A 20,796-nucleotide genomic window follows, 5' to 3' on the forward strand; every position below is an offset into this window, starting at 1 on the left:
TCCTACAAGGGGCGTTTCAGCAACCTGTCAGGCAGTGGCCAGCGCCGAGGTGGGCAAGCCGAAGAGCCTGTCGAATGCCCAGTTGTAGGCAAAGGTGTAGCACGGCACCAGGATGATGAACGCCAGGTCCACCAGAAACGCCTCGACCAGGCTCATGTCCAGCCACCAGGCAATCAGCGGAATCAGGTACACCACCAACGTCAGTTGAAAACCGATGGCATGCGCCACGCGCCGGGCCACGCTGCGCCCGCGTTTGGCCTGGCGGGCCTCCCAGCGCTCGAACAGGGTGTTGTAAATCAAGTTCCAGAGCATCGCGATGGTGGTGATCATCACGGCCAATGGCCCGGTGTGGGAAGCCTGGGTGTCTGACAGATACGCCAGCCCGAGGGTGGACATGCACAACCCGATCAGTTCATAGAAAGTCACATAGACCAGTTTGCGTTTGAGCCCCTGCACCTGGGTTTACCTCCAAAGTCAAAAAAACGATGGGGCGAGCATGCTTCAATCTTCTTGACAGTAAAAGTCGGCAGCTGTCAGATCAACTGACAGGAGGCTGCCATGAACTTTTCCAGCGACAATATTCAGCTGTTTCTCGCCGTGCTCGACCGCGGTTCGTTCTCCGCTGCCGCACGCGCCCTGCACCGGGTGCCGTCGGCCGTGAGCATGGCCATCGGTAACCTTGAGGCAGAGCTTGGCTACAGCCTGTTCGAACGCGGCCCGCGCGAAGTGCGGGCGACGGCCCAGGCCTTGGCCCTGGAACCCCACGCCAGGTTGATCGCCGAACAACTCGGGCTGCTGCAGGTGCATGCCCTGGAGTTGTCCCAGGGGCTTGAGAGCAGCCTGACCATCGCAGTGGTCCCCGACGTCGACCATCGCCCGCTGTTAGGCGCCATCGCCCAGCTCGGTGAGCGCTACCCGCTGCTGGACATCGCGCTGCTCAGCGCCCCCCAGGAAGAAGCCCTGCACTTGCTCGACAGTGGCCGCGCCGACCTCTGCGTGGCCTTCGCCGGCCTGCAGGTCGATGCCCGTCGCGGCTTTCAGTACATCGGCATGGAGTCGCTGGTGGCTACCCTGTCACCCACCCATCCGGCGCTGCTCGACGCACGCATTCACTACCTTGAAGACCTGATCAATGTGCGCCAGATCCTGGTGCGCAGCCGCGACCTGCCGCTGACCGACCCGCGCGCCCTGATCGGGGCCACGCACTGGTCCACCGACAGCTTCGACGTCGCCCTGCAGATGGTCGAGGCCGGCCTGGGCTGGGGTGACCTGCCGCTTTCGCGCATTGCACCGCTGTTGGCGGCCGGGCGGCTGGTGCGGCTAGAGTTTCGCAATACCCGTAATGAACTGCAGTTGCCCGTGCACATCCTGTGGCGCAAGCAGCACCCGCTGCGCCAGGCAGCGCGGCTGTTGATCGAGCAGCTGTGTAAACGCTGAATGCCGTTCGTCGAAACGGCCTAAAGAAATTTCGCTAAGTGTTTCAATTTTTTACCCCTCAAGCCGATAGCCAGACGACAGGGCGCAGCGCGTCATGAGTGCGCTGTGCCCTCCCCCCTGATTGGCTCAAGGTCTCGAAACATGAACCTGAAATTTCGCCACAAGATCCTGCTCAGCGCGTGCGGCGTCGTGGTCCTGGCTTTTGCCCTGTTCACCCTCTACAACGACTACCTGCAACGCAACACCATTCGCCAGAATATCGAGTCCTCGGTGCAGCAATCCGGCGCACTGACCGCCAGCAGTGTGCAGAACTGGATGAGCGGGCGCATCCTGGTGCTGGAAAACCTGGCCCAGGACATTGGCCAGCAAGGCGCCGGTGATACCCTGAACGGCCTGGTCGAGCAGCCGTCCTATACGCGCAATTTCCTGTTCACCTACCTGGGCCAGGCCAACGGTGCATTCACCCAGCGCCCAGACGCGCAGATGCCCGCTGGTTACGACCCCCGCCAACGCCCGTGGTACAGCACCGCGGCAAGCGCCGGGCAGACCGTTTTGACCGCACCTTACCAAGGCGCCGTCGGCGGCCTGATGGTCACCATCGCCACCCCCGTGAAGGGCAAAGGCAACGGTGAACTGATCGGTGTGGTCGGCGGCGACGTGACCCTCGACACCTTGGTCGAAATCATCAACTCGGTCGATTTCGGCGGCATCGGCCATGCCTTCCTTGCTGACAGCAATGGCCAGGTCATCGTCAGCCCGGACAAAGACCAGGTGATGAAAAACCTCAAGGACATCTACCCCGGCAGTGGCCTGCGCGTCGCCTCGGGCATGCAGGATGTCACCCTCAATGGCCAGGACCGCCTGATCTCCTTTGCCCCGGTCAACGGCCTGCCGTCGGCCCAGTGGTACATCGGCCTGTCGATCGACAAGGACAAGGCCTACGCCGCCCTTAGCCAATTCCGCACCTCGGCGATCATCGCCATGCTCATCGCCGTGGCCGCCATCGCCGGCCTGCTGGGCTTGTTGATCCCGGTGCTGATGCAACCGCTGACCACCATGGGCCGTGCCATGCGCGACATCGCTGAAGGTGAAGGTGACCTCACCCGCCGCCTGGCCGTGCAGAACAAGGACGAGTTCGGCGAACTGGCGATGTCGTTCAACCGGTTCGTTGAACGCATCCATGCCTCGATCAGTGAAGTGTCGTCGGCTACGCGGCTGGTGCATGACCTGTCGGAAAAGGTCGTCAACGCCTCCAACGCTTCGATCATCGGCTCCGAAGAACAGAGCATGCGCACCAACAGTGTGGCGGCAGCCATCAACGAGCTGGGCGCTGCCACCCAGGAGATCGCGCGCAACGCCGCCGACGCCTCGCAGCATGCCAGCGGCGCCAGCGAGCAGGCCCACGGTGGCCGCGAAGTGGTCGAGGAAGCGATCAGTGCCATGACCGCCCTGTCGCAGCGCATCAGCGAATCGTGCGCGCAGATTGAAACGCTCAACGCCAGCACCGACGAAATCGGCAAGATTCTCGATGTGATCAAAGGCATTTCCCAGCAGACCAACCTGCTGGCGCTCAACGCCGCCATCGAAGCCGCGCGTGCCGGTGAAGCCGGCCGTGGCTTCGCCGTGGTCGCCGACGAGGTGCGCAACCTGGCGCACCGCACCCAGGAGTCGGCCGAAGAGATCCATCGCATGATCACCAGCCTGCAAGTGGGCTCGCGCGAGGCGGTGCACACCATGAACACCAGCCAGGTCTCCAGCGAACAGACCGTGCAAGTGGCCAACCAGGCCGGTGTGCGCCTGGCCAGCGTGACCCAGCGCATTGGCGAGATCGATGGCATGAACCAGTCGGTGGCCACTGCCACTGAAGAGCAGACTGCCGTGGTCGAGAGCCTCAACCTGGACATCACCCAGATCAACGCCCTCAACCAGCAAGGCGTCGAGAACCTGAACGAGACACTGCTGCACTGCGATCAGTTGGCCCAACAGGCTGGCCGATTGAAGCAGCTGGTGGGCAGCTTCAGAATCTAAGTGTCACGTTCGCCAGCAAGCCCTCTCCCCCTGTGGGAGCGGGCTTGCTGGCGAATGGGCTGCGCAACAGCCCCCCCCTAAACCACCACCGCTTTTACCGCCTTACCCCGCCGCACCCAGGCCAGCAACACCGCCGCCATCAGCACAAAACCCAGGTAGCCAAACAGCGGATACACCTCGCCCACCAGGCTGATGAACCCCACCAGGCTACAGCCAAACGCCACCACCCCGGTCACCACCGAGCCCCAGCGAAACGTCGCCGTGCCCGCCGGCAACAGCCGCGAAAGGAACGAGAACATAGTGCCCACCGCCGTGTTCACGATCATGCCGAAAATAATCAGGCACATCACCAGCCCCAACAGCGGCGACACCTCATTGGCAATCGACAGCATCGGCATCGGCAGATCGGCAACACTGTCCAGGCGCGACAACAGCCCGGCGCTCATCACCAACATCAAGCCACCGAGCGCTGCACCGCCCAGCAACCCGCCCCACACCGCAGTCTTCTCGCCCTTGGCCGAGCCCCCCAGAATGGCCAGGATCGGCGCACCGGCAACGATGTTGTAGGACACATACAAGAAAGCGCCCAACAGCCAATGACGGGTACCGGCCTGCTGCTGGCTCGCCAGGTGATCGAGGTCGGCAAAGCTCTGCTCGCGGGTAAACACTGCGTACAGTGCAATCGCCGACGCCACCAGGATCAACAACGGGGTGATCGCGCCGATGGCCAGGATCACCTTGCGCACGTCCAGGCACACGATGCCGACCACTACGACCGTCATCAGCACGCTGCCGGTCAACGCCGGGATACCGAACTGCTGCTCCAGCAGTGCCCCCCCACCGGCCAGCATGACCACGGTGACGGCGAACATGAAGAAGGTGATCAGCCAGTCGACGAACAGGCCCAGGTGACGGCCACAGATGGCCTGTATCACATCCTTGTGCGATGTGGCCCGCAGCCGGTTGCCCAAGCCCGCCAGGGCCATGCCGAGGAAGGTGAACAAGGCGGCACTGACCAGCGCGCCGACCAGCCCCCACACCCCGAAATCGACAAAGAACAACAACAGTTCCCGCCCCGAAGCAAAGCCCGCCCCCACGATCACGCCAACGAAGGCCCCGGCGATTTTCAGCTGCTCTTGCATGTGAACCTCTGGTTTTATTGTTGTTGTGTGTCACTGCGGCAAAGAACCCCTGTAGGAGCAGCCTTGTGCTGCGAAGAGGCCAGCAGCACCACAGCAATGCCATGGGCAATCCGGGCCCTTACGCAGCACAAGGCTGCGCCTACAATTTCCTGCTGGATCAGTGAACGGTTACGCTTGGCCGATAAACGCCTGCACCTCGATCTCTACATCCACCCCCAGCGCCAACGCCGAGGCCACCGTCGAACGAACCGGCAAGGCGGCGCCGAAGAATTCCTTGTAAACCTCGTTGAAGCCGGCGAAGTGGCTCATGTCCGACAGCCACACCGTGGCTTTCACCACTTGATCGAAGCGTGCCCCGCACGCCTCCAGGCTCTCGGCGATGCGTTCGCAGGCCGCGCGGGTCTGGGTCTGGATATCACCCCGCACCACTTCGCCGCCGGCACTCATCGGTACTTGGCCAGACAGAAACAGGAAGCCGCCGGCTTTTACGCCACGGGAAAACGGAAATGGCAGGCTGCTGGGAAAACGCTGGATATCATTGCTCATAAAAAGCTCCATTCACGGTTGCTGGAAACGTGCCGGGGACAGGCGTTCAGGCGCCACCCCCTGGCTGACAAGGCTAGGGCACAGCGGCTGGCCAAGCAGCAGGTCAGCTGCCAGGCGCGAAGCACCTGCTGCCGACTGGATGCCATAGCCACCTTGCGCCGCCAGCCAGAAAAACGCAGGCATGCGTGCATCAAAACCAATCACCAGGTCGCCATCGGCAACAAACGAACGCAAACCGGCCCAACTGTGGCTTGGGCGGCGGATAGTCATCGTGGTCATGGCTTCGATGTTGTAGATGCCCACCGCCACATCGAGCTCTTCGGGCGCGGCGTCCTGGGGTTCGACCGGGTCGGCGTTGGCGGGCGAGCCGAGCAGTTGCCCGGCGTCGGGCTTGAAATAGAAGCTCTCGTCAACGCCTATAACCGCTGGCCAGCGGGCGAAGTCCTGCTCGGCGGGGCCGGGGAAAGTAAACGCGCTGCGGCGGCACGGCTGCAGGCCGATGGGCGCCACGCCGCATTGCTCGGCGACGCGGTCGGCCCAGGCACCTGCCGCATTGACCAGTTGATGAGCCTGGACACAGCTGCCATCGCTCAATTCCACCTGCCACACGCCATCGAGCAAGCGGGCCTTGGCCAATTCCGCGTTGCAGCGCAGTTCACCCCCGGCAGCCCGATAGCCGCGCAAAAACCCTTGGTGCAGCGCGTGTACGTCCAAGTCCATGGCGCCTGGCTCCAGCACCGCGCCGGCTACGACCTCGGGCCGCAGGCTCGGCACCAGCGCCAGCGCCGCGTCGCGGTCGAGCAGGCTGACTTCGGTGCCATTGGCCAGGTTCTGTGCATGGGTCTGTTCGAGCAGTTGCTGTTGTTCATGGCTGGCGACATAGAGGCAGCCGCGCGGCTCAAGCAAAGGGTGTTCGCAGAAGCCTGCGGGCGGCGCTTCGTAAAACGCTCGGCTGGCACGGGTCAGTGCCTGAATCTGCGGCGTGCCGTAGGCCTCCATGAACATGGCAGCCGAGCGCCCGGTCGAGTGATAGCCCGGCTGTGACTCGCGCTCGAGCAGCAGCACCCGTTGCTGGCCAGCCAGGCGATAACCCAAGGAGGCGCCGGCAATGCCTGCGCCGATGATCAGGGTGTCGTAGATCGGGGTCATGCACGCTCCTGCTTCGATAATTATCATTTATGAGAATTCTAATATATGAGAATTTAGAACTGCACAAGTGTCCAAGGTAATATGCCCGACCAACGCCGTATGCCGAGTGCCCCGAATGCCCGATGACCGTCCCGATGCACTGCCCTTGCTAGACCGCGCCGCCGTCGGCAGGCGCCTGCGCCAAGTGCGCAAGGCGCGCCAGCTGACCCTCAAGCAATTGTCCGAAGCCAGCGGCGTGCCGGTGTCGACCTTGTCGAAAATGGAGCTTGCCCAGGTCTCGGTAAGTTATGAAAAACTGGCCGCCGCTGCCCGCGCGCTGAATGTCGATATCGCGCAGCTGTTCCGTGCCAGCGGCACGGCCGATACGCCGGTGCCGGTCACCGTGGTGGTGGACTCACTGGCCGCGGTGGCAGGCTACGCGACGGGTACCTACGACTACCACCCGATCGCCGGTGCATTCCCCGAGCGGCGCATGACACCCGCCTATGCCCGCATCATCGCCCGCGAGCGCGGGCAGTTCGACGACTTTATCCGCCACCCAGGCCAAGAGTTCGCACTGGTGCTCAGCGGGCGTGTGCGCATCGAGTTCGAGACGGGTGAAGCCGTCAGCATCGGCCCGCAAGAGACGGCCTACTTCAATAGCCAGGTGGGGCATATCTACCTGTCGGAAAGCGAAGACGGCGCTGATGCGCAGGTGATGGTGGTCATGACGGACCGCTGAGCGGTGCCGTACAGGCAACACGCAGTTATAACCTAATAACGAACTAGTCTATTTGGCTATTAAAAATTCTATATGCTGGCTTCCATCCGATAACGGGCAAAGTTGGGCAGTCGAGTAGCGTATGGATGTAGGTTCTTTCGGTTTCACCCTTGCCGGGCTGGTCGTGGGTTTCATCGTCGGTATGACCGGCGTAGGTGGCGGCTCGCTGATGACCCCTATTCTTTTGTGGTTTGGCATCAACCCGGCCACTGCTGTCGGCACCGACCTGCTCTATGCCGCCATCACCAAGGCCAGTGGCGTCTGGGTGCATGCCCGCAACAAGAACATCGACTGGAAAATCACCGGCCTGCTGAGCCTGGGCAGCGTGCCCGCCGCCGCACTCACCCTGTGGTTCCTCAGCACCCTGCATACCGACACCTCGGCGCTCAACGCCATCATCAAACAAGGCCTGGCCGTGGTGTTGATCCTCACCGCACTGGCCATTCTGTTCAAATCGCGCCTGCAGGCATTCGCCAGCCGTCATGCCGGTGACCACTATCACCTCAGCGACCGCAGCCTGAACACGCTGACCGTGCTCACCGGCGTCGTGCTGGGCGTCATGGTCACCCTGACTTCCATCGGCGCTGGCGCATTGGGCACCGTGGCCTTGTTCCTGCTTTACCCGTTCCTGGTGACCCGCCGCCTGGTCGGCACCGAAATCGCCCACGCGGTACCGCTGACCTTGGTCGCGGGCCTGGGCCACGCCGGCATGGGCAACATGGACTGGTCGCTGTTGGGTTACCTGCTGCTCGGTTCGCTGCCGGGTATCTACATGGGCAGCCACCTTACCGGGCGGATTTCCGACCGCGTGCTGCGCCCGTGCCTGGCCGCGATGCTGTTGCTGATCGGCTACAAACTGGCCTTCTGACTGCCACCGCTATCAACCCAGACGCAGACGCCACTGCCCGGCGAAGCTGAGTTCAAGGCGCGATAGCGGCAGCACATCAATGCGCTGATGGGCGCTCATCGGACACCCCAATAGCTGGACCAGTACGGCGCGGATGACCATGGGGTGAGTCACCGCCAGCCATTCACCCGGCGTGTCGAACGCCGCCAGCCAAACCGCTACGCGCTGGCACAGCTGGGCGAACGATTCGCCGCCATGCGGTGTGCTGTCGGGGTTTTCCAGCCATTCGGACAACGCCTGTGGATGGGCTGCCTGCAACTGCTTGAGCGACAAGCCTTGCCAACACCCCAGGTCGCAATCCGCCAATGCCGGTTCGACCCGTGCTTGCGCCGATAAAAATGCCGCAGTCTCGCAGGCCCGCCGCTCCGGCGCACTCAGCACCTGCACGGCAGGCCCAGCTGACACGGGCGGTTGCTCAAGCGCCAGGATGCCGTCCTCCGGCCGGGGCAGGCAGCCGGTCTTCTGCGCGTGGGTCAGGGCATGGCAAACGAGGGTCAGGCGAACGGCTTTCACCGGTGCTCTCTTCATGGCAGGCGGGAGCGGATGGTTTAGCATGCCGTCACTTTTTTTGCGCGACGAAATGCGCCTGGCCTGTGCAGATCAAGCCAGCAGCAACATCACACCCCACACCGGCACTGCCGCCGACAAGCCGACGGCCAGCCGCGGCCAGTAGGGCAATAGCATCACCAGCAGCATCCCTGCCAGCGACAGCGCCCCGAACCACGCCACCGGCCCCATGGCCCAACCCCAGGCCTGGGCGCACAGCAGCAGGCTGACCAGCAGCGCCAGCCACCCTGCCCCTCGCAACCCCAGGCGTAGGCCACGTGGGCAGGGCCGATTCCAGACATGCTTGTAATGCCGCTCCAAGCCCTGGCACAACCCGAGCATCCCGACGTAGGCAAACAACATACCGCCTGTAACCCACATCATCATGCGCCCGCCTCCACGCTTCGCCCTGCCCTGATCTTCTGCGGCGCCGACGCAGCCTGACGTACCCGCCAAGCCACCAGCCCCAGCAACACGCCCAACACCATCGCACACGCCACCACACCCAGGCGCATCGCGTCAGCCATGCCACCCAACGCGGCCAAGCTGATGCACAGCAGCGCCACCAACAGCAATTGCTCGACCCAGGCGCGCCGTGCCGGCCTCACCCCCGCGTGCAGCAGCGCCAGCAGCCACGTGCCAAAGAACGCGCGCACCTCCCAGCTTTCCCGTTGCACGAGCTCAACCGGCAACAAGCGGCTGGCCCACAGCAGGGCCACGCAGGCCAGTAACAACCCGCTGACGAAGCCGACATTGCACACTTCGGCTACCCGGTACCAGCGCCGCGCCGAAGGCTGCGCCGTGGCGCTGGCATATTTGCGCCCACGCTTGACGCAGAACAGCACCAGCCCACTGGCGATCATTACGCAACTGACCACCCCGCAAATGAAGTACAGCCAACGCATCGGGTAGCCGCCGAACTGGGCAAAGTGCAAACCGACCATCACCCGCTGGGTCAGCGGGGCCGCACGCCACTCAGGCACATCGCTAAGCAGCTCGCCGCTGACGCCATCGAAGACCATCGCTTGGCCTTTGGCGAGGGCGATCCGGTTGCCTAGCTCAGGGCGGATTTCAATACGCGCGCCTGCGGTGTTGGGGTTGCGGATGTTCAAACCGCCAATCGGCCCCAGCCGCGCCTCAGCCTGGGCCAGCAACGGCGCCACATCGACCAGCTCGCCCGGCTGCCTGGCCAGTTGCCGTGGCTGCTCCAGGCGGGCATTGCCCTGCGCCTGGAAATACGCGCGACTGTTGCCTTCGAACAATGCATCAATCCCTGCCGGGATGTAGATGAGCATGAAGATCACCAAACCGGTGTAGGTGATCATCAGGTGGAACGGCAGCAACAGCACGGCGCTGGCATTGTGAAAGTCCAGCCATGAGCGCTGGCCCTTGTTGGGCCGGAAGGTGAAGAACTCCTTGAAGATCTTCTTGTGGATCACGATGCCCGTGACCAGTGCCGCCAGCATCACCAACGCCAGCGCACCGACCACGAAGATGCCCCAGTTGCGCGGCAAGTCGAGGGTGAAATGGAAGCGGAAAAAGAAGTTGCCGCCAACACTGTCACGCACCTCGATGGCCTCGCCGGTACGCGGGTCGAGCTGCACGCCACCGCCATGGCGACGCTCGCCGGTTGATACCCGCAACCCGGGCGAACGCTCGGTGGGCAGGCTGATGCCCCAGTTGCCGGCCTTCGGTTCGTGGGCTTGCAGATAGGCAACGGCCCGCCGCGCGGCGTCGGCCTGGGACACCTCGGTTGCCGGGACCTCCGGCTGCATCCAGTGATCGAGCTCCTTGTCGAACACCGCCAGGGTGCCGGTGACGAAGATGGTAAACAGCAGCCAGCCGAAAATCAGCCCGGCCCAGGTGTGCAACCAGGCCATCGATTGAGTGAAGGTATTCTTCATGCCAGCCACCTCAGTGCCTGCGGCCAGAAGCCGATCAGTGCCAGCGGTGCAGCAAGCACCAGCGGCGCCCAGGCACGCACGGCATCACGGCTGGCAAAGGACCAGAGGATTGCGCCGGTGTAGAAGACGAAGGCTGGCAGGGTCGCGACAATGACCGCGTCGGCGGACGACAGCGGCAGCAACCGGGCCAGGCAGGCACTGGCGGCGTAGCTGAACGCATAACCGCCCAGCAACGCCGCGGTGCTGCGGGAGAAGATCTGCAGCCAGGCGGGGGCTTGGATCATCGGAAGCTCCTCGAGGGTCTTGGGTGGGAGCTGCGCAACCCAATCGCCCTGTAGGAGCAGCCTTGTGCTGCGAAGAGGCCGGTGATAGCCCGAGAGTCTTCGCTGCTAATACCGGCCTCTTCGCAGCACAAGGCTGCTCCTACAGGGGATTGGGCCGCACTGCGGCCCCGGGATCAGAAGGTGATATTCAACGAAGCAAACACCGCCCGACCCGGCTGATTGTAAGTGTTGGCCCCCGAGCTGCTGGCATTGCCACCGCGCAGGATCTGCTTATCGAACACGTTGTTCACCCCCACCCGCACGTCATAGTTGGCGTTGAACTTGTACCCTGTGCTCACGTCCACCAGGCCGTAGGCTTCGACATCCTGCTGCGCCTCCTGGTCGTAGCTTTCCTGGGTGCGGTAGTTGTAGGTCGGCGACTTCTGTTTGCCGAAGTAAGTGCCTGCCACCTGGAACGACAGTTTGTCGGTGGCGCGCCAATCGAGGGTGGTATTGACCGTGTACTCCGGGATCACAGACAGCGGCTCGCCCGTCTCGCGGTTGTCATTGTCGAGCATCCAGGTCAGGTTGGTGTTCCAGTCCAGGGTCGGGCTCAGCGCGATGAAGAAGTTGCCCTCGATCCCTTCCACGCGCGCTTCGCCGGCGTTCTCCCACTGCGTCACGCGGCGGCCGCTGTTGATGGTGTAGAGCACATCGGTGTCGCCGATGATCTTGTTCTTGTAATCGTTGCGGAAGTAGGTCGCGCTGGTACGCCAGGTGCCACGGTCGTACAGCAGGCCGATCTCTTTGTTGACGCTGATCTCAGGCTTGAGGTCGGCGTTGCCCTGTAGGTAGCAACCACCCGAGTTGGTCTGCTGCACGCTGCAACCGTTACCACGGCTGTAGAGCAGGTAGTTGGGGTTGGACTGGTACAGGTTCGGCACCTTGTAGGCGCGGGCGATACCGCCCTTGACCGACAGCGCCTCGGTCAGCTTGTGCGACAGGTTAAGGCTGGGGCTGAAGTTGTCGCCGAAGGTCTCGTGGTGGTCAAAGCGCAGGCCTGGGGTGACGGTGGTGTCGCCGACAATGATGTTGTCTTCGACGAACAGCGCGTAGCTCTTGGCGGTCATCTTCGAGTTGCTGCGGTCGAAGCCGCTGATCGCGTCGTTGCCACCGCCACTGGGGTCAAAACTCTGCGGGCGGAACGAGCCCTGATCGTTGAGCGACTCGTACAGGTATTCGCCACCCAGGGTCAGTACATGCTCGGTGCTGCCCATGGCGAATGGCAGGTTAACTTCGCTGCTCAGACGAGTATTGCGCAGCCGCGACATGGCGGCGCCGCTGTCGTTGATCGCGCCTTCCGGGCCCCCGGCCAGGCCTTCGTTGAGGCGCCAGTTGCGCACGTACTCGTAGGCCAGCGTGGTCTTGCTGGTGCCCCAGGCGAAATCGCCCAGGTGGGTCAGGTCGTAGGTGTTGCGCTGCATCACGTTGGTCTCGTGGCCATACAGGCTGGAGATCAGATCGACATTGCTGCCGCCGTTGCTGTTCATGGTGTCGCCAGCATAAATGTTGCCTTGTCGGCTGTAGCCGGCGCTGGTTTCAAAGCGGTGCTCGTCGTTGAGTTTCCAGCTCAGCATCCCGTTGATGTCTTTGTTGCGCACGCCTTCGCGGCCGGCCGACAGCGCACTGTTGGCATGGCTGGCGTTGATGTCCAGGTCGTCGGCGTCGGTCTTGGCCAGGCCACCGTATAGGCGGAAACCCAAGTTTTCGGTGAGGCCACCCCCCAGGTTGAAGTTGGTACGGCGGCTGGCCCCCTCGGCGCTGTCTTCGGGCATCTGCGTGTACAGGCTGACGCTGCCTTTGAGCTCATCGGTCGGGCGCTTGGTGATGATGTTGACCACCCCGCCCATGGCGCCAGAGCCGTAACGCGCCGCCGCCGGCCCCCGCAGGATCTCGATGCGCTCGACCGCTTCGGCCGGCACCCAGTTGGTTTCGCCACGGGTATCGCGGTCGCCGTTCCAGCCATAGCGCACCGCATTGCGAGCGCTGGAAGGCTTGCCATCGATGAGGATCAAGGTGTTTTCCGGCCCCATGCCGCGCAGGTCGATCTGCCGGTTGTTGCCGCGCGCACCGCTGTCACTGTTGCCGGTCAGGTTGACCCCAGGTTCGCGGCGGATCAGTTCGGACAGGTCATTGGCCGGGGGATGACGCTTGATGTCCTCTTCGGTGATGATCGACGAACCCAGTGCCTGCCGCGCTTCGCGTTCGGCGGTGACCAGGGTGTCCTGAATGACCAGCGCGCTTTGCGCAGCAGGCACCTCCAGCACTTCACCGGCGCGCTGCTCGTCGGCCTGGGCGGCAGTCGCGACCATGGCCGGCGAGGCCAACGCAACGAACGCCAAGGCCAGGCTGTTGGGTGAAGGTCTGGATTGCATCGGTACATCTCCTGCGATTCATGAGCGAAAAGGCGCATCCCTGCCAGGAAGCCGGCGAGCCCTCGCCCACCGGCCTCGCAACGACAAAGTGGAGGCCAACAGGGGTGGTAAATATAGTGATTCTCAAATGAGTTTAAATCTTATTTACGAAACTTACATGTTTGTAACGGAACTTTGCGGAAACGCCCGTGCTTGCCCTACTCTGTGGCGGCTTCTTTGGCCCTTCGAGACCTTGTGTTCATGCTCCCAGCCGCGTTGATTTTCCTGTTCACCCTGACCCTGGTTATCTGGCAGCCCAAAGGCCTGGGCGTCGGCTGGAGCGCCACCTTGGGCGCCGTGCTCGCGCTGGTGTGCGGGGTGGTGTCGCTGCACGACATCCCCACGGTCTGGGCCATCATCTGGAACGCCACGGCGACGTTCATCGCCCTCATCATCATCAGCCTGCTGCTGGACGAAGCTGGCTTCTTCGAGTGGGCGGCGCTGCACGTGGCGCGGTGGGCGGGAGGTGACGGGCGCCGCCTGTTCGCCTTCATGGTGCTGCTGGGCGCCGCTGTTTCGGCGCTGTTCGCCAATGACGGCGCGGCGTTGATCCTTACCCCCATCGTCATGTCGATGCTGCTGGCGCTGCGCTTCTCGCCAGCCGCCACCCTGGCCTTCGTCATGGGTGCGGGCTTTATCGCCGACACTGCGAGCCTGCCACTGGTGGTGTCGAACCTGGTAAACATTGTCTCGGCGGATTATTTCGGCCTGGGTTTCAACGCCTATGCCTCGGTCATGGTGCCGGTGAACCTGGTGGCCGTGGCAGCCACCTTGTTGGTGCTGAGGGTTTACTTTGGCCGCGACATCCCGCTGCGCTATGCCACCGATGAGCTCAAGCTGCCAGCCATGGCCATCCGCGATCGCGCAACGTTTCGTGTCGGTTGGGTGGTGCTGCTGGCGCTGCTGGCCAGCCTGTTCGTGCTCGAGCCGTTGGGTATTCCGGTCAGTGCCGTGGCCGCGGCCTGCGCGGCCGTACTGTTCGCGGTCGCTGCCCGTGGTCACGTGATTTCCACACGCCGCGTACTGCGCGAAGCACCGTGGCAGATCGTGGTGTTTTCGCTGGGGATGTACCTGGTGGTCTACGGGTTGCGCAATGCCGGCCTGACCGACTCGCTGGGCAGCGTGCTGAACTGGCTGGCCGGCCATGGGGTGTGGGCGGCTTCGCTCGGTACCGGGCTGATTGCCGCGCTGTTGTCGTCGGTGATGAACAACCTGCCCAGCGTGCTGATCGGTGCGCTGTCGATCCATGCCAGCGAGGCCCAAGGCGTGGTGCGCGAAGCGATGATCTACGCCAACGTCATTGGCTGTGACCTGGGGCCAAAGATCACCCCGATTGGCAGCCTGGCCACGCTGCTGTGGCTGCATGTGCTGGCGCGCAAAGGGGTCAGCATCGGCTGGGGGTATTACTTCAAGGTCGGGGTGTTGCTGACGGTGCCGGTGTTGCTGGTGACATTGGCGGCTTTGGCGGTGCGGTTGAGTATCTAGGCGCCCAGGCCTGTGGGGTTGACCTGCGATAATTTGGACAGGGTGCCTGGCCAGGGCTACGCCCTGGTTCGCGGGTGAACCCGCTCCTACAGGAGGTACGTTGTAATCCGTGCTCAGCGATTAACCCGCCATAACCCGGCCATCTGCGTCGTGAAGCCTGCGCTCATCAACTCGCGCCGCATTGCCCATTCCGCTGCCGCCGGTACCGCTGCACTGCGTAGCGTGCCCCTGCCCCAACGTGCGTTTACACCGTCGATCACACCCATTACCCGCTCCGCCTGTACCGTCTGCGACGGGGCAAACAAGTCGCCGGTGAATTGCCCACGCTGGCACAGCTCCAGCAACAACACTTCTGCCTTGCTGTAGCGAAAGCCCTGCCGATAGATACGCCCCACCGCCTCCAGGGCCATGCGTGTGAGCAGCCGCACGTCATCTGTCGGATACGGCAACTGCACCACCACGCCGTTGGCGTACTTGGCCTCGTCCGGGTTGAACATACCGGTACGGATGCTGACGCGCATCTTGCTCGCCAGGGAGCGCTGGCTACGCAACTTCTCCGAGGCGCGCATCACGTAGGTGGCCACCGCTTCCTTGATGGGTGCCAGCTCGGTCAGGCGCTTGCCGAACATGCGGCTGCAACAGATTTCCTGGCGTGGCGGGTCGATGTCCTGCAGTTGCAGGCACGGCGTGCCCCCCAGTTCGCGCGCGGTCTTTTCCACCACCACGCTGAAGGTCTTGCGCAGCAGGCCTGGATCGGCGCGTGATAAGTCCCAGGCGGAGCGGATTCCCATGCCCTGCAGGTGCGCGGTGAGGCGTTTGCCGATGCCCCAGACCTCGGACACGTCGCACTTCTTCAACACCCACTCACACTGCGAAGCGATGCGCAGGTCGACCACCCCACCGCTGTGAACGGCCCAGCGTTTGGCCGCGTGGTTGGCCAGCTTGGCCAGGGTCTTGGTACCCGCGATGCCGACGCCGACGGGGATGCCGGTGTGCTTGAGCACCCGCTCGCGTATGCAGCGGCCCAGGTAGTCGAGGTCTCCGGGTACGCCGGTCAGGTCGGCGAAGGCTTCGTCGATGGAATACACCTCCAGTGCCGGGACCATGCCTTCGATTACCGCCATCACCCGCTGGCTCATGTCACCGTACAACGCATAGTTGGATGAAAAAGCCACCACGCCATGGCGGCGCAACAGGTCCTTCACCTGGTAATACGGCTGGCCCATCTTCACCCACTGCTTGGCCTCGGCACTGCGGGCGATGATGCACCCATCGTTGTTGCTGAGCACGACGATGGGCGTGCGCAGCAGATCGGGGCGGAACACGCGCTCGCAGCTGGCGTAGAAACTGTTGCAGTCGATCAGGGCATAAACGGGCTGTGGGTTCATTTCGAAGGCTTACGTTGACTGTATATTTATACAGTACACCTTATAAGCGCGCTATCGCCTCCTCCATTCATCCGATTTGCATCCTGCGCGCTGGCTCCTACAGTTCTGAACGTAGCAACCCCCGCGAGACGGCCAATGCGCACCACCGAAAAAACCGGCCATACGATTGCCGCCAAGGGCCTGCCAAAGATCCCGCGCAGTGTCTGGGCGCTGGGCTTCGTGTCGATGTTCATGGACATTTCCTCGGAGATGATCCACGCCCTGCTGCCGCTTTACATGGTGACCGTGCTCGGCACCTCGGTGGTCGCGGTCGGCTTTATCGAAGGCATCGCCGAGGCGACCGCATCGATCACCAAGGTGTTTTCCGGCGCACTGAGCGACCGGCTGGGCAAGCGCAAGCTACTCACGGTCGTGGGCTACGGCCTGGGCGCGCTGACCAAGCCCGTGTTCCCCTTGGCTTCGGGCCTGGACTGGTTGATCGCGGCACGCTTTGTCGACCGTATCGGCAAGGGCATCCGCGGGGCGCCGCGGGATGCATTGGTGGCCGACGTGACGCCCCCCGAATTGCGCGGCGCCGCCTTCGGCCTGCGCCAGGCACTGGACACTGTCGGCGCCTTCCTTGGGCCGTTGCTGGCAATTCTACTGATGTGGCTCACGGCCAGTCATTTCCAGACGGTGTTCTGGGTGGCGGTGATCCCTGCGCTTGTGGCGGTCGGCACGCTTGTGGTGTTCGTGCACGAGCCCGAGGCCACGGCCACGTCGCGACCGGTACGTTCGCCGCTGGCCCTGCACCAACTGAGGCGGCTTGGCGCCGGCTACTGGCGACTGATCGCATTGGCCATGGTGTTTACCTTGGCACGCTTCAGTGAGGCCTTTTTGTTGCTGCGCGCCCAGGACATGGGCCTGGCCGCGTTATGGGCACCGGCGGTTCTGGTGGTAATGGCCTTGGCCTATTCGCTGTCGGCCTACCCCGCCGGAGTGCTGTCGGACAGGCTTGGCCGCCGTGGTGTACTGATGGCAGGGCTGGGGCTGCTGCTGCTGGCTGACGTGATGCTGGCGTTTTGGCCCGGCTGGGCCGGGCTGGCGCTGGGGGTAGTGGCCTGGGGGCTGCACCTGGGTTTCACCCAAGGCGTCTTTGCCGCGCTGATCGCCGACAGCGCCCCGGCCAACCTGCGCGGTACCGCGTTCGGCCTGTTCCACCTGCTGACCGGCGTTGCGCTGCTGGTCGCCAGCGTGGTGGCCGGGCTGATGTGGGATGGGGTCGGGTTCCAGGCCACCTTTCTGCTGGGCGCAGTGTTCGCTGGGATTACCCTGACTGGGGTTGGCTTGCTGCGCTGAACGGCCGCTATTTCGGATCGTGGCTGCGCACGCTGAAGGTCACTACACCCCAGATCGTCAACTCATCGCCTTCAAGGATGTAACGTGGGGGGTAACGTGGATTCTCCGAGCGCAGCACCACCTGCCCACCCACCTTATGCAGCCGCTTGCACAGCGGTTCGCCATTGACCGCTGCGATCACGATCTGGCCATGCCGCGCTTCGAGAGAGCGGTCGACCAGCACCAGGTCGCCGTCGAAGATCCCGGCGCCCTGCATGCTGTCGCCGTCTATCCTGACCAGATACATATGCGGGGCACGCAGGTTGAACAGTTCATCGAGCGAGATGGGCTGCTCCATGTGGTCCGCCGCCGGCGACGGAAAGCCAGCCGGGATGCGGAACAGATAACGAGAAACAGCACCGCTACCGCAGGTGATGGGACCCAAGATGGAGGTCATGGCACGGCCTTGAATTTAACTGTATATAGATACAGTATCGATCTACCGAGCATCAGGTCAATTTCGGCGTAGGACATTTCGACAAGTGGGGGTACATGCCATGTGTGGACGCTTCGCCCAGTATCAAGGCTTGGCCGATTACCTGCGTGAACTGAACGCCGAACAGGACGTGATCAGCGGCTATGACAACCTGCCGATCGGTCGCTACAACGTCGCCCCCGGCAGCCGGGTGCTGATCCTGCACCGTGTCGATGACGGGCTGCGCGTCGACCCCTGCCACTGGGGCTGGGCACCGTTCTGGGCCACCGGCAAACGCCCCGCCCCAATCAACGCCCGGGTAGAGACGGTTACCACCGGCAAGTTTTTCAAAGCCCTGTGGCCGCAGGGGCGGGCGTTGGTGATGGCGGATGGTTGGTACGAATGGGTGGCCGACCCGCATGACGCCAAACGCAAGCAGCCGTACTACATCCGCCTGAAAAGCCAGGCACCGATGTTCATGGCCGCGTTGGCCGAAGTGCACTCGGGGATGGCGCCTAACGAAGGCGATGGCTTCGTGATCATCACCGCTGCCAGTGACGAGGGCATGGTCGACATCCATGACCGCCGGCCACTGGTGCTTGAGCCGGCAGATGCGCGCATATGGATTGACGCTGACGTACCCGCCGAGGAGGCCGAGCGCCTGGCACGAGAGCGGTGCCTGCCGGTCGAGGCGTTCGAGTGGTTCCCGGTGAGCAAGGCTGTCGGAAATGTGCGCAACGACGGGGCCGAGTTGATCGTGATGCAGGATGCCGAGCATCAACCCTGACGCTGCGCTGTCATTACCCTCCTACCCCTCCGCTAAACCGGAACGTGCGCCGGTTGCTGCTCCATGACCGACCAGCCCCCATGCCCATCCACCTCGAGCCGATGTGTGTGGAACGCCGCCAACGTACTGCGGTGGCCAACACTCACCAACAGGGCCTGCGGCATCTCGCTGCGCAGTAGCCCATACAACGTATGCTCCAGCCCTTCGTCCATGGCCGAGGTGGACTCGTCGAGAAACACTACTTGGGGCTGGTTGAACAGCACCCGGGCAAACGCCAAGCGCTGTTGCTCACCCACCGAGAGGATGTGCGACCAGTCGCAACTGACGTCCAGGCGTTCGACAAGGTGGGCCAGGTTGACCTGGCGCAGGGCTTGCTGCATGCGCACTTCATGCTCGGCTGCGCTGGCCGATGGGTAGGCGATAACGGTGCGCAGGTCGCCTAGCGGCAGGTACGGGCGCTGAGACAGGAACAACGCCCGGTGCCCCACGGGGCGCCTGACCTCACCCTCAGCGTAAGGCCAGAGCCCAGCCAGTGCACGCAACAAGGTGGTTTTACCACTCCCTGAAGGCCCTTTGATCAACAGCGCCTGGCCAGCGCGCAGACTCAGATTGAGGTCGGCAATAAGGGCATGGCCATCGGGGCGCAATACCTGCAAACCGGCAATATCCAGGGCATGCGCCTGTTCCTCGGTAGTGACGCGCGGCAGCGAACTGGCCTGTTCATTGGCATCGAGAAAGCCTGTCAAACGATCGAGGGTGGCGCGGTACTGGGCGAATGCGTCGTAGGATTCGCGGAAGAACGACAACGAATCCTGCACCTGGCCAAAGGCCTGTGAGGTCTGCATTACGTCGCCAAGCTTTATAGCGCCACTGAAGAAACGCGGCGCCTGAAGGATGAAGGGGAACACCACGGCAACCTGGCTGATACCCAGGTTGAAGCCGCTGAACTTCAAGTTTCGGAAGACCAATGCCCAAGCGTTGACAATCAATGCGCCAAAGCGGCCCAACAATGTGCCCCGCTCTACCCGTGCGCCTTGATAGAAGGCGATGTTCTCGGCATTTTCACGCAGGCGCATCAGCGCGTAACGGAAGTTAGCGGTGAGTTTCTCGTTGAGGAAGTTCAGACGAATCAACGGGCGCCCAAGGCGAAAGGCAATCCAAGTGGCAACGATCACGTACAGGTACACGGCAAAGACCATCGCCCGTGGGATCTCGACCCCCGCCACTGCCAGCGGTGCCGACAAGCCCCAGAGGATGCCCGTGAATGCCACCAACGACACCAGCGCACTGACTGCGCCCAGGGCAAGCGACACGGAGTTGGTGACGAAAGCATTGACGTCCAGCTCGATACGCTGGTCGGGGTTGTCTACGGGCTCGGCGAGGAACTGGCCGCGGTAGTAAGCATCGCCGTGCATCCAGTCGCGCGTCAGGCGCTTGGTGAGCCAGACTCGCCAGTGAATGCTGAAGGCCTGGGTCACGTAGAACGTGAACAGCGAGCGCAGCACGTGGATGGTGGCGAGCACCGCAAATACGCCTAGCAGGTACCAGAAGGCGCTCTGATCCAGGCCTTGCAGGGCGCTGTAGAAACCGTTGTACCAGAACGAGAACAGCACGTTCAGGCGCACCGAGAACAGCGTCATCACCAATAACAGGGCAAACACCAACAGCGGCCGCCAGCTGCGCCTGAAGCTGAAATACGACCCGGCGAGCTGCCAGAATTGGCTGCCCCAGCGTGTGAAGCGCACTGCGAGTGTCGCCGCTGCGGTGAAGCAGACCAGGGTGATGAACGAGGCGATTGCCAGCCAGCTCAGGCTCTCTTGCAAGGCCTGGTGCCAGTTCATTTCCATGATGGGTATCCATGCTGAGTATTTCCGCGAGGGTAGCATTACCTCAGGTTTTATCAGGCATGGATGACGCATGTTTCATCATCACGGCCAGTTGCCAGCCGGAAAAGACAAAACCCCTACCTGCTCGCGCAGATAGGGGTTTTGCGAAATGAATCTTGACGATGACCTACTCTCACATGGGGAAACCCCACACTACCATCGGCGATGCATCGTTTCACTACTGAGTTCGGGATGGGATCAGGTGGTTCCAATGCTCTATGGTCGTCAAGAAATTCTGTAGCCAGAATGTCCAGATGGACAGCCCAGCGAATTCGGATATGCGATTTTGTGGTTACGAACTT

General features: G+C 62.8%; 19 protein-coding genes and 1 rRNA gene. 7 read left to right on the forward strand and 13 right to left on the reverse strand.

Annotated elements, in window-relative coordinates:
- Positions 1 to 27: 27 nt before the first annotated feature.
- On the reverse strand, positions 28 to 456 hold the full coding sequence (locus tag HU764_RS17200) for a PACE efflux transporter (protein ID WP_027593972.1): 429 nt from the start codon (positions 454 to 456) through the stop codon (positions 28 to 30).
- 102 nt (positions 457 to 558) lie between these two features.
- On the opposite strand from HU764_RS17200, the gene HU764_RS17205 reads away from it, so the two are divergent.
- Together HU764_RS17205 and mcpA are read left to right on the forward strand one after the other, a co-directional pair.
- On the forward strand, positions 559 to 1,437 hold the full coding sequence (locus HU764_RS17205) for a LysR family transcriptional regulator (protein ID WP_186704203.1): 879 nt from the start codon (positions 559 to 561) through the stop codon (positions 1,435 to 1,437).
- Between the two features lie 141 nt (positions 1,438 to 1,578).
- Complete coding sequence (mcpA, locus tag HU764_RS17210; protein WP_186683126.1) at positions 1,579 to 3,465, forward strand: methyl-accepting chemotaxis protein McpA; 1,887 nt, start codon at positions 1,579 to 1,581, stop codon at positions 3,463 to 3,465.
- A gap of 77 nt (positions 3,466 to 3,542) precedes the next feature.
- Here mcpA and HU764_RS17215 read toward each other — a convergent pair whose 3' ends face one another.
- The 3 genes from HU764_RS17215 to HU764_RS17225 all read right to left on the reverse strand — a co-directional run bounded on the left by HU764_RS17215 (position 3,543) and on the right by HU764_RS17225 (position 6,302).
- Positions 3,543 to 4,607, reverse strand: a complete 1,065-nt coding sequence (locus tag HU764_RS17215) for a YkvI family membrane protein (protein WP_099429949.1) — start codon at positions 4,605 to 4,607, stop codon at positions 3,543 to 3,545.
- A 168-nt stretch (positions 4,608 to 4,775) separates the two neighbouring features.
- A complete protein-coding gene (locus tag HU764_RS17220; protein ID WP_027593976.1) occupies positions 4,776 to 5,153 on the reverse strand; it encodes a RidA family protein in 378 nt (125 codons plus the stop codon).
- Between the two features lie 12 nt (positions 5,154 to 5,165).
- Positions 5,166 to 6,302 carry an NAD(P)/FAD-dependent oxidoreductase gene (locus HU764_RS17225; RefSeq protein ID WP_186704204.1) on the reverse strand — a complete coding sequence of 379 codons (1,137 nt, stop codon included), beginning with the start codon at positions 6,300 to 6,302 and terminating at the stop codon, positions 5,166 to 5,168.
- Positions 6,303 to 6,417: 115 nt separating this feature from the next.
- Between HU764_RS17225 and HU764_RS17230 the strand changes: the two genes are divergently transcribed.
- Positions 6,418 to 7,023, forward strand: a complete 606-nt coding sequence (locus HU764_RS17230) for a helix-turn-helix domain-containing protein (RefSeq protein WP_085273222.1) — start codon at positions 6,418 to 6,420, stop codon at positions 7,021 to 7,023.
- Between the two features lie 121 nt (positions 7,024 to 7,144).
- On the forward strand, positions 7,145 to 7,930 hold the full coding sequence (locus tag HU764_RS17235) for a sulfite exporter TauE/SafE family protein (protein WP_027593979.1): 786 nt from the start codon (positions 7,145 to 7,147) through the stop codon (positions 7,928 to 7,930).
- Positions 7,931 to 7,942: 12 nt separating this feature from the next.
- On the opposite strand, the gene HU764_RS17240 is transcribed toward HU764_RS17235, so the two are convergent.
- The 5 genes from HU764_RS17240 to HU764_RS17260 form a co-directional block, all read right to left on the reverse strand.
- Positions 7,943 to 8,482 carry a histidine phosphatase family protein gene (locus tag HU764_RS17240; RefSeq protein WP_085273221.1) on the reverse strand — a complete coding sequence of 180 codons (540 nt, stop codon included), beginning with the start codon at positions 8,480 to 8,482 and terminating at the stop codon, positions 7,943 to 7,945.
- Between the two features lie 87 nt (positions 8,483 to 8,569).
- A complete protein-coding gene (locus HU764_RS17245) occupies positions 8,570 to 8,902 on the reverse strand; it encodes a DUF3325 domain-containing protein (protein ID WP_186683130.1) in 333 nt (110 codons plus the stop codon).
- The gene (locus HU764_RS17250; protein WP_186704205.1) at positions 8,899 to 10,419 is read right to left on the reverse strand and encodes a PepSY-associated TM helix domain-containing protein; all 1,521 of its coding nucleotides are present in this window, start codon (positions 10,417 to 10,419) and stop codon (positions 8,899 to 8,901) included. The genes HU764_RS17245 and HU764_RS17250 overlap by 4 nt, the downstream gene beginning before the upstream one ends.
- Positions 10,416 to 10,703 carry an iron transporter gene (locus tag HU764_RS17255; RefSeq protein WP_186704206.1) on the reverse strand — a complete coding sequence of 96 codons (288 nt, stop codon included), beginning with the start codon at positions 10,701 to 10,703 and terminating at the stop codon, positions 10,416 to 10,418. The genes HU764_RS17250 and HU764_RS17255 overlap by 4 nt, the downstream gene beginning before the upstream one ends.
- 173 nt (positions 10,704 to 10,876) lie before the next feature.
- Entirely contained in the window at positions 10,877 to 13,117 is a 2,241-nt protein-coding gene (locus HU764_RS17260) for a TonB-dependent siderophore receptor (RefSeq protein ID WP_186704207.1), read from the reverse strand.
- A 240-nt stretch (positions 13,118 to 13,357) separates the two neighbouring features.
- Here HU764_RS17260 and HU764_RS17265 point away from each other — a divergent pair, with 240 nt between their 5' ends.
- On the forward strand, positions 13,358 to 14,641 hold the full coding sequence (locus tag HU764_RS17265; protein WP_027593985.1) for an arsenic transporter: 1,284 nt from the start codon (positions 13,358 to 13,360) through the stop codon (positions 14,639 to 14,641).
- Positions 14,642 to 14,754: 113 nt separating this feature from the next.
- On the opposite strand, the gene HU764_RS17270 is transcribed toward HU764_RS17265, so the two are convergent.
- Complete coding sequence (locus tag HU764_RS17270) at positions 14,755 to 16,029, reverse strand: Y-family DNA polymerase (protein ID WP_186704208.1); 1,275 nt, start codon at positions 16,027 to 16,029, stop codon at positions 14,755 to 14,757.
- A 135-nt stretch (positions 16,030 to 16,164) separates the two neighbouring features.
- On the opposite strand from HU764_RS17270, the gene HU764_RS17275 reads away from it, so the two are divergent.
- Positions 16,165 to 17,367, forward strand: a complete 1,203-nt coding sequence (locus HU764_RS17275; RefSeq protein WP_186683136.1) for an MFS transporter — start codon at positions 16,165 to 16,167, stop codon at positions 17,365 to 17,367.
- A gap of 7 nt (positions 17,368 to 17,374) precedes the next feature.
- Here HU764_RS17275 and HU764_RS17280 read toward each other — a convergent pair whose 3' ends face one another.
- Positions 17,375 to 17,803 carry a LexA family protein gene (locus tag HU764_RS17280; RefSeq protein ID WP_027593988.1) on the reverse strand — a complete coding sequence of 143 codons (429 nt, stop codon included), beginning with the start codon at positions 17,801 to 17,803 and terminating at the stop codon, positions 17,375 to 17,377.
- A 100-nt stretch (positions 17,804 to 17,903) separates the two neighbouring features.
- On the opposite strand from HU764_RS17280, the gene HU764_RS17285 reads away from it, so the two are divergent.
- On the forward strand, positions 17,904 to 18,608 hold the full coding sequence (locus HU764_RS17285) for an SOS response-associated peptidase family protein (protein WP_186704209.1): 705 nt from the start codon (positions 17,904 to 17,906) through the stop codon (positions 18,606 to 18,608).
- Positions 18,609 to 18,640: 32 nt separating this feature from the next.
- Here the strand turns inward: HU764_RS17285 and HU764_RS17290 are convergent, their stop codons facing one another.
- Both HU764_RS17290 and rrf read right to left on the reverse strand, forming a co-directional pair.
- Positions 18,641 to 20,455, reverse strand: coding sequence for an ABC transporter ATP-binding protein/permease (locus tag HU764_RS17290; protein ID WP_186704210.1), 1,815 nt, complete (start codon positions 20,453 to 20,455; stop codon positions 18,641 to 18,643).
- 153 nt (positions 20,456 to 20,608) lie between these two features.
- Positions 20,609 to 20,724, reverse strand: a 5S ribosomal RNA gene (gene rrf, locus HU764_RS17295).
- Between the last annotated feature and the right edge of the window lie 72 nt (positions 20,725 to 20,796).

This window comes from Pseudomonas kermanshahensis (assembly GCF_014269205.2).
In the GTDB taxonomy this organism is placed as follows: Bacteria; Pseudomonadota; Gammaproteobacteria; order Pseudomonadales; family Pseudomonadaceae; genus Aquipseudomonas; species Aquipseudomonas kermanshahensis.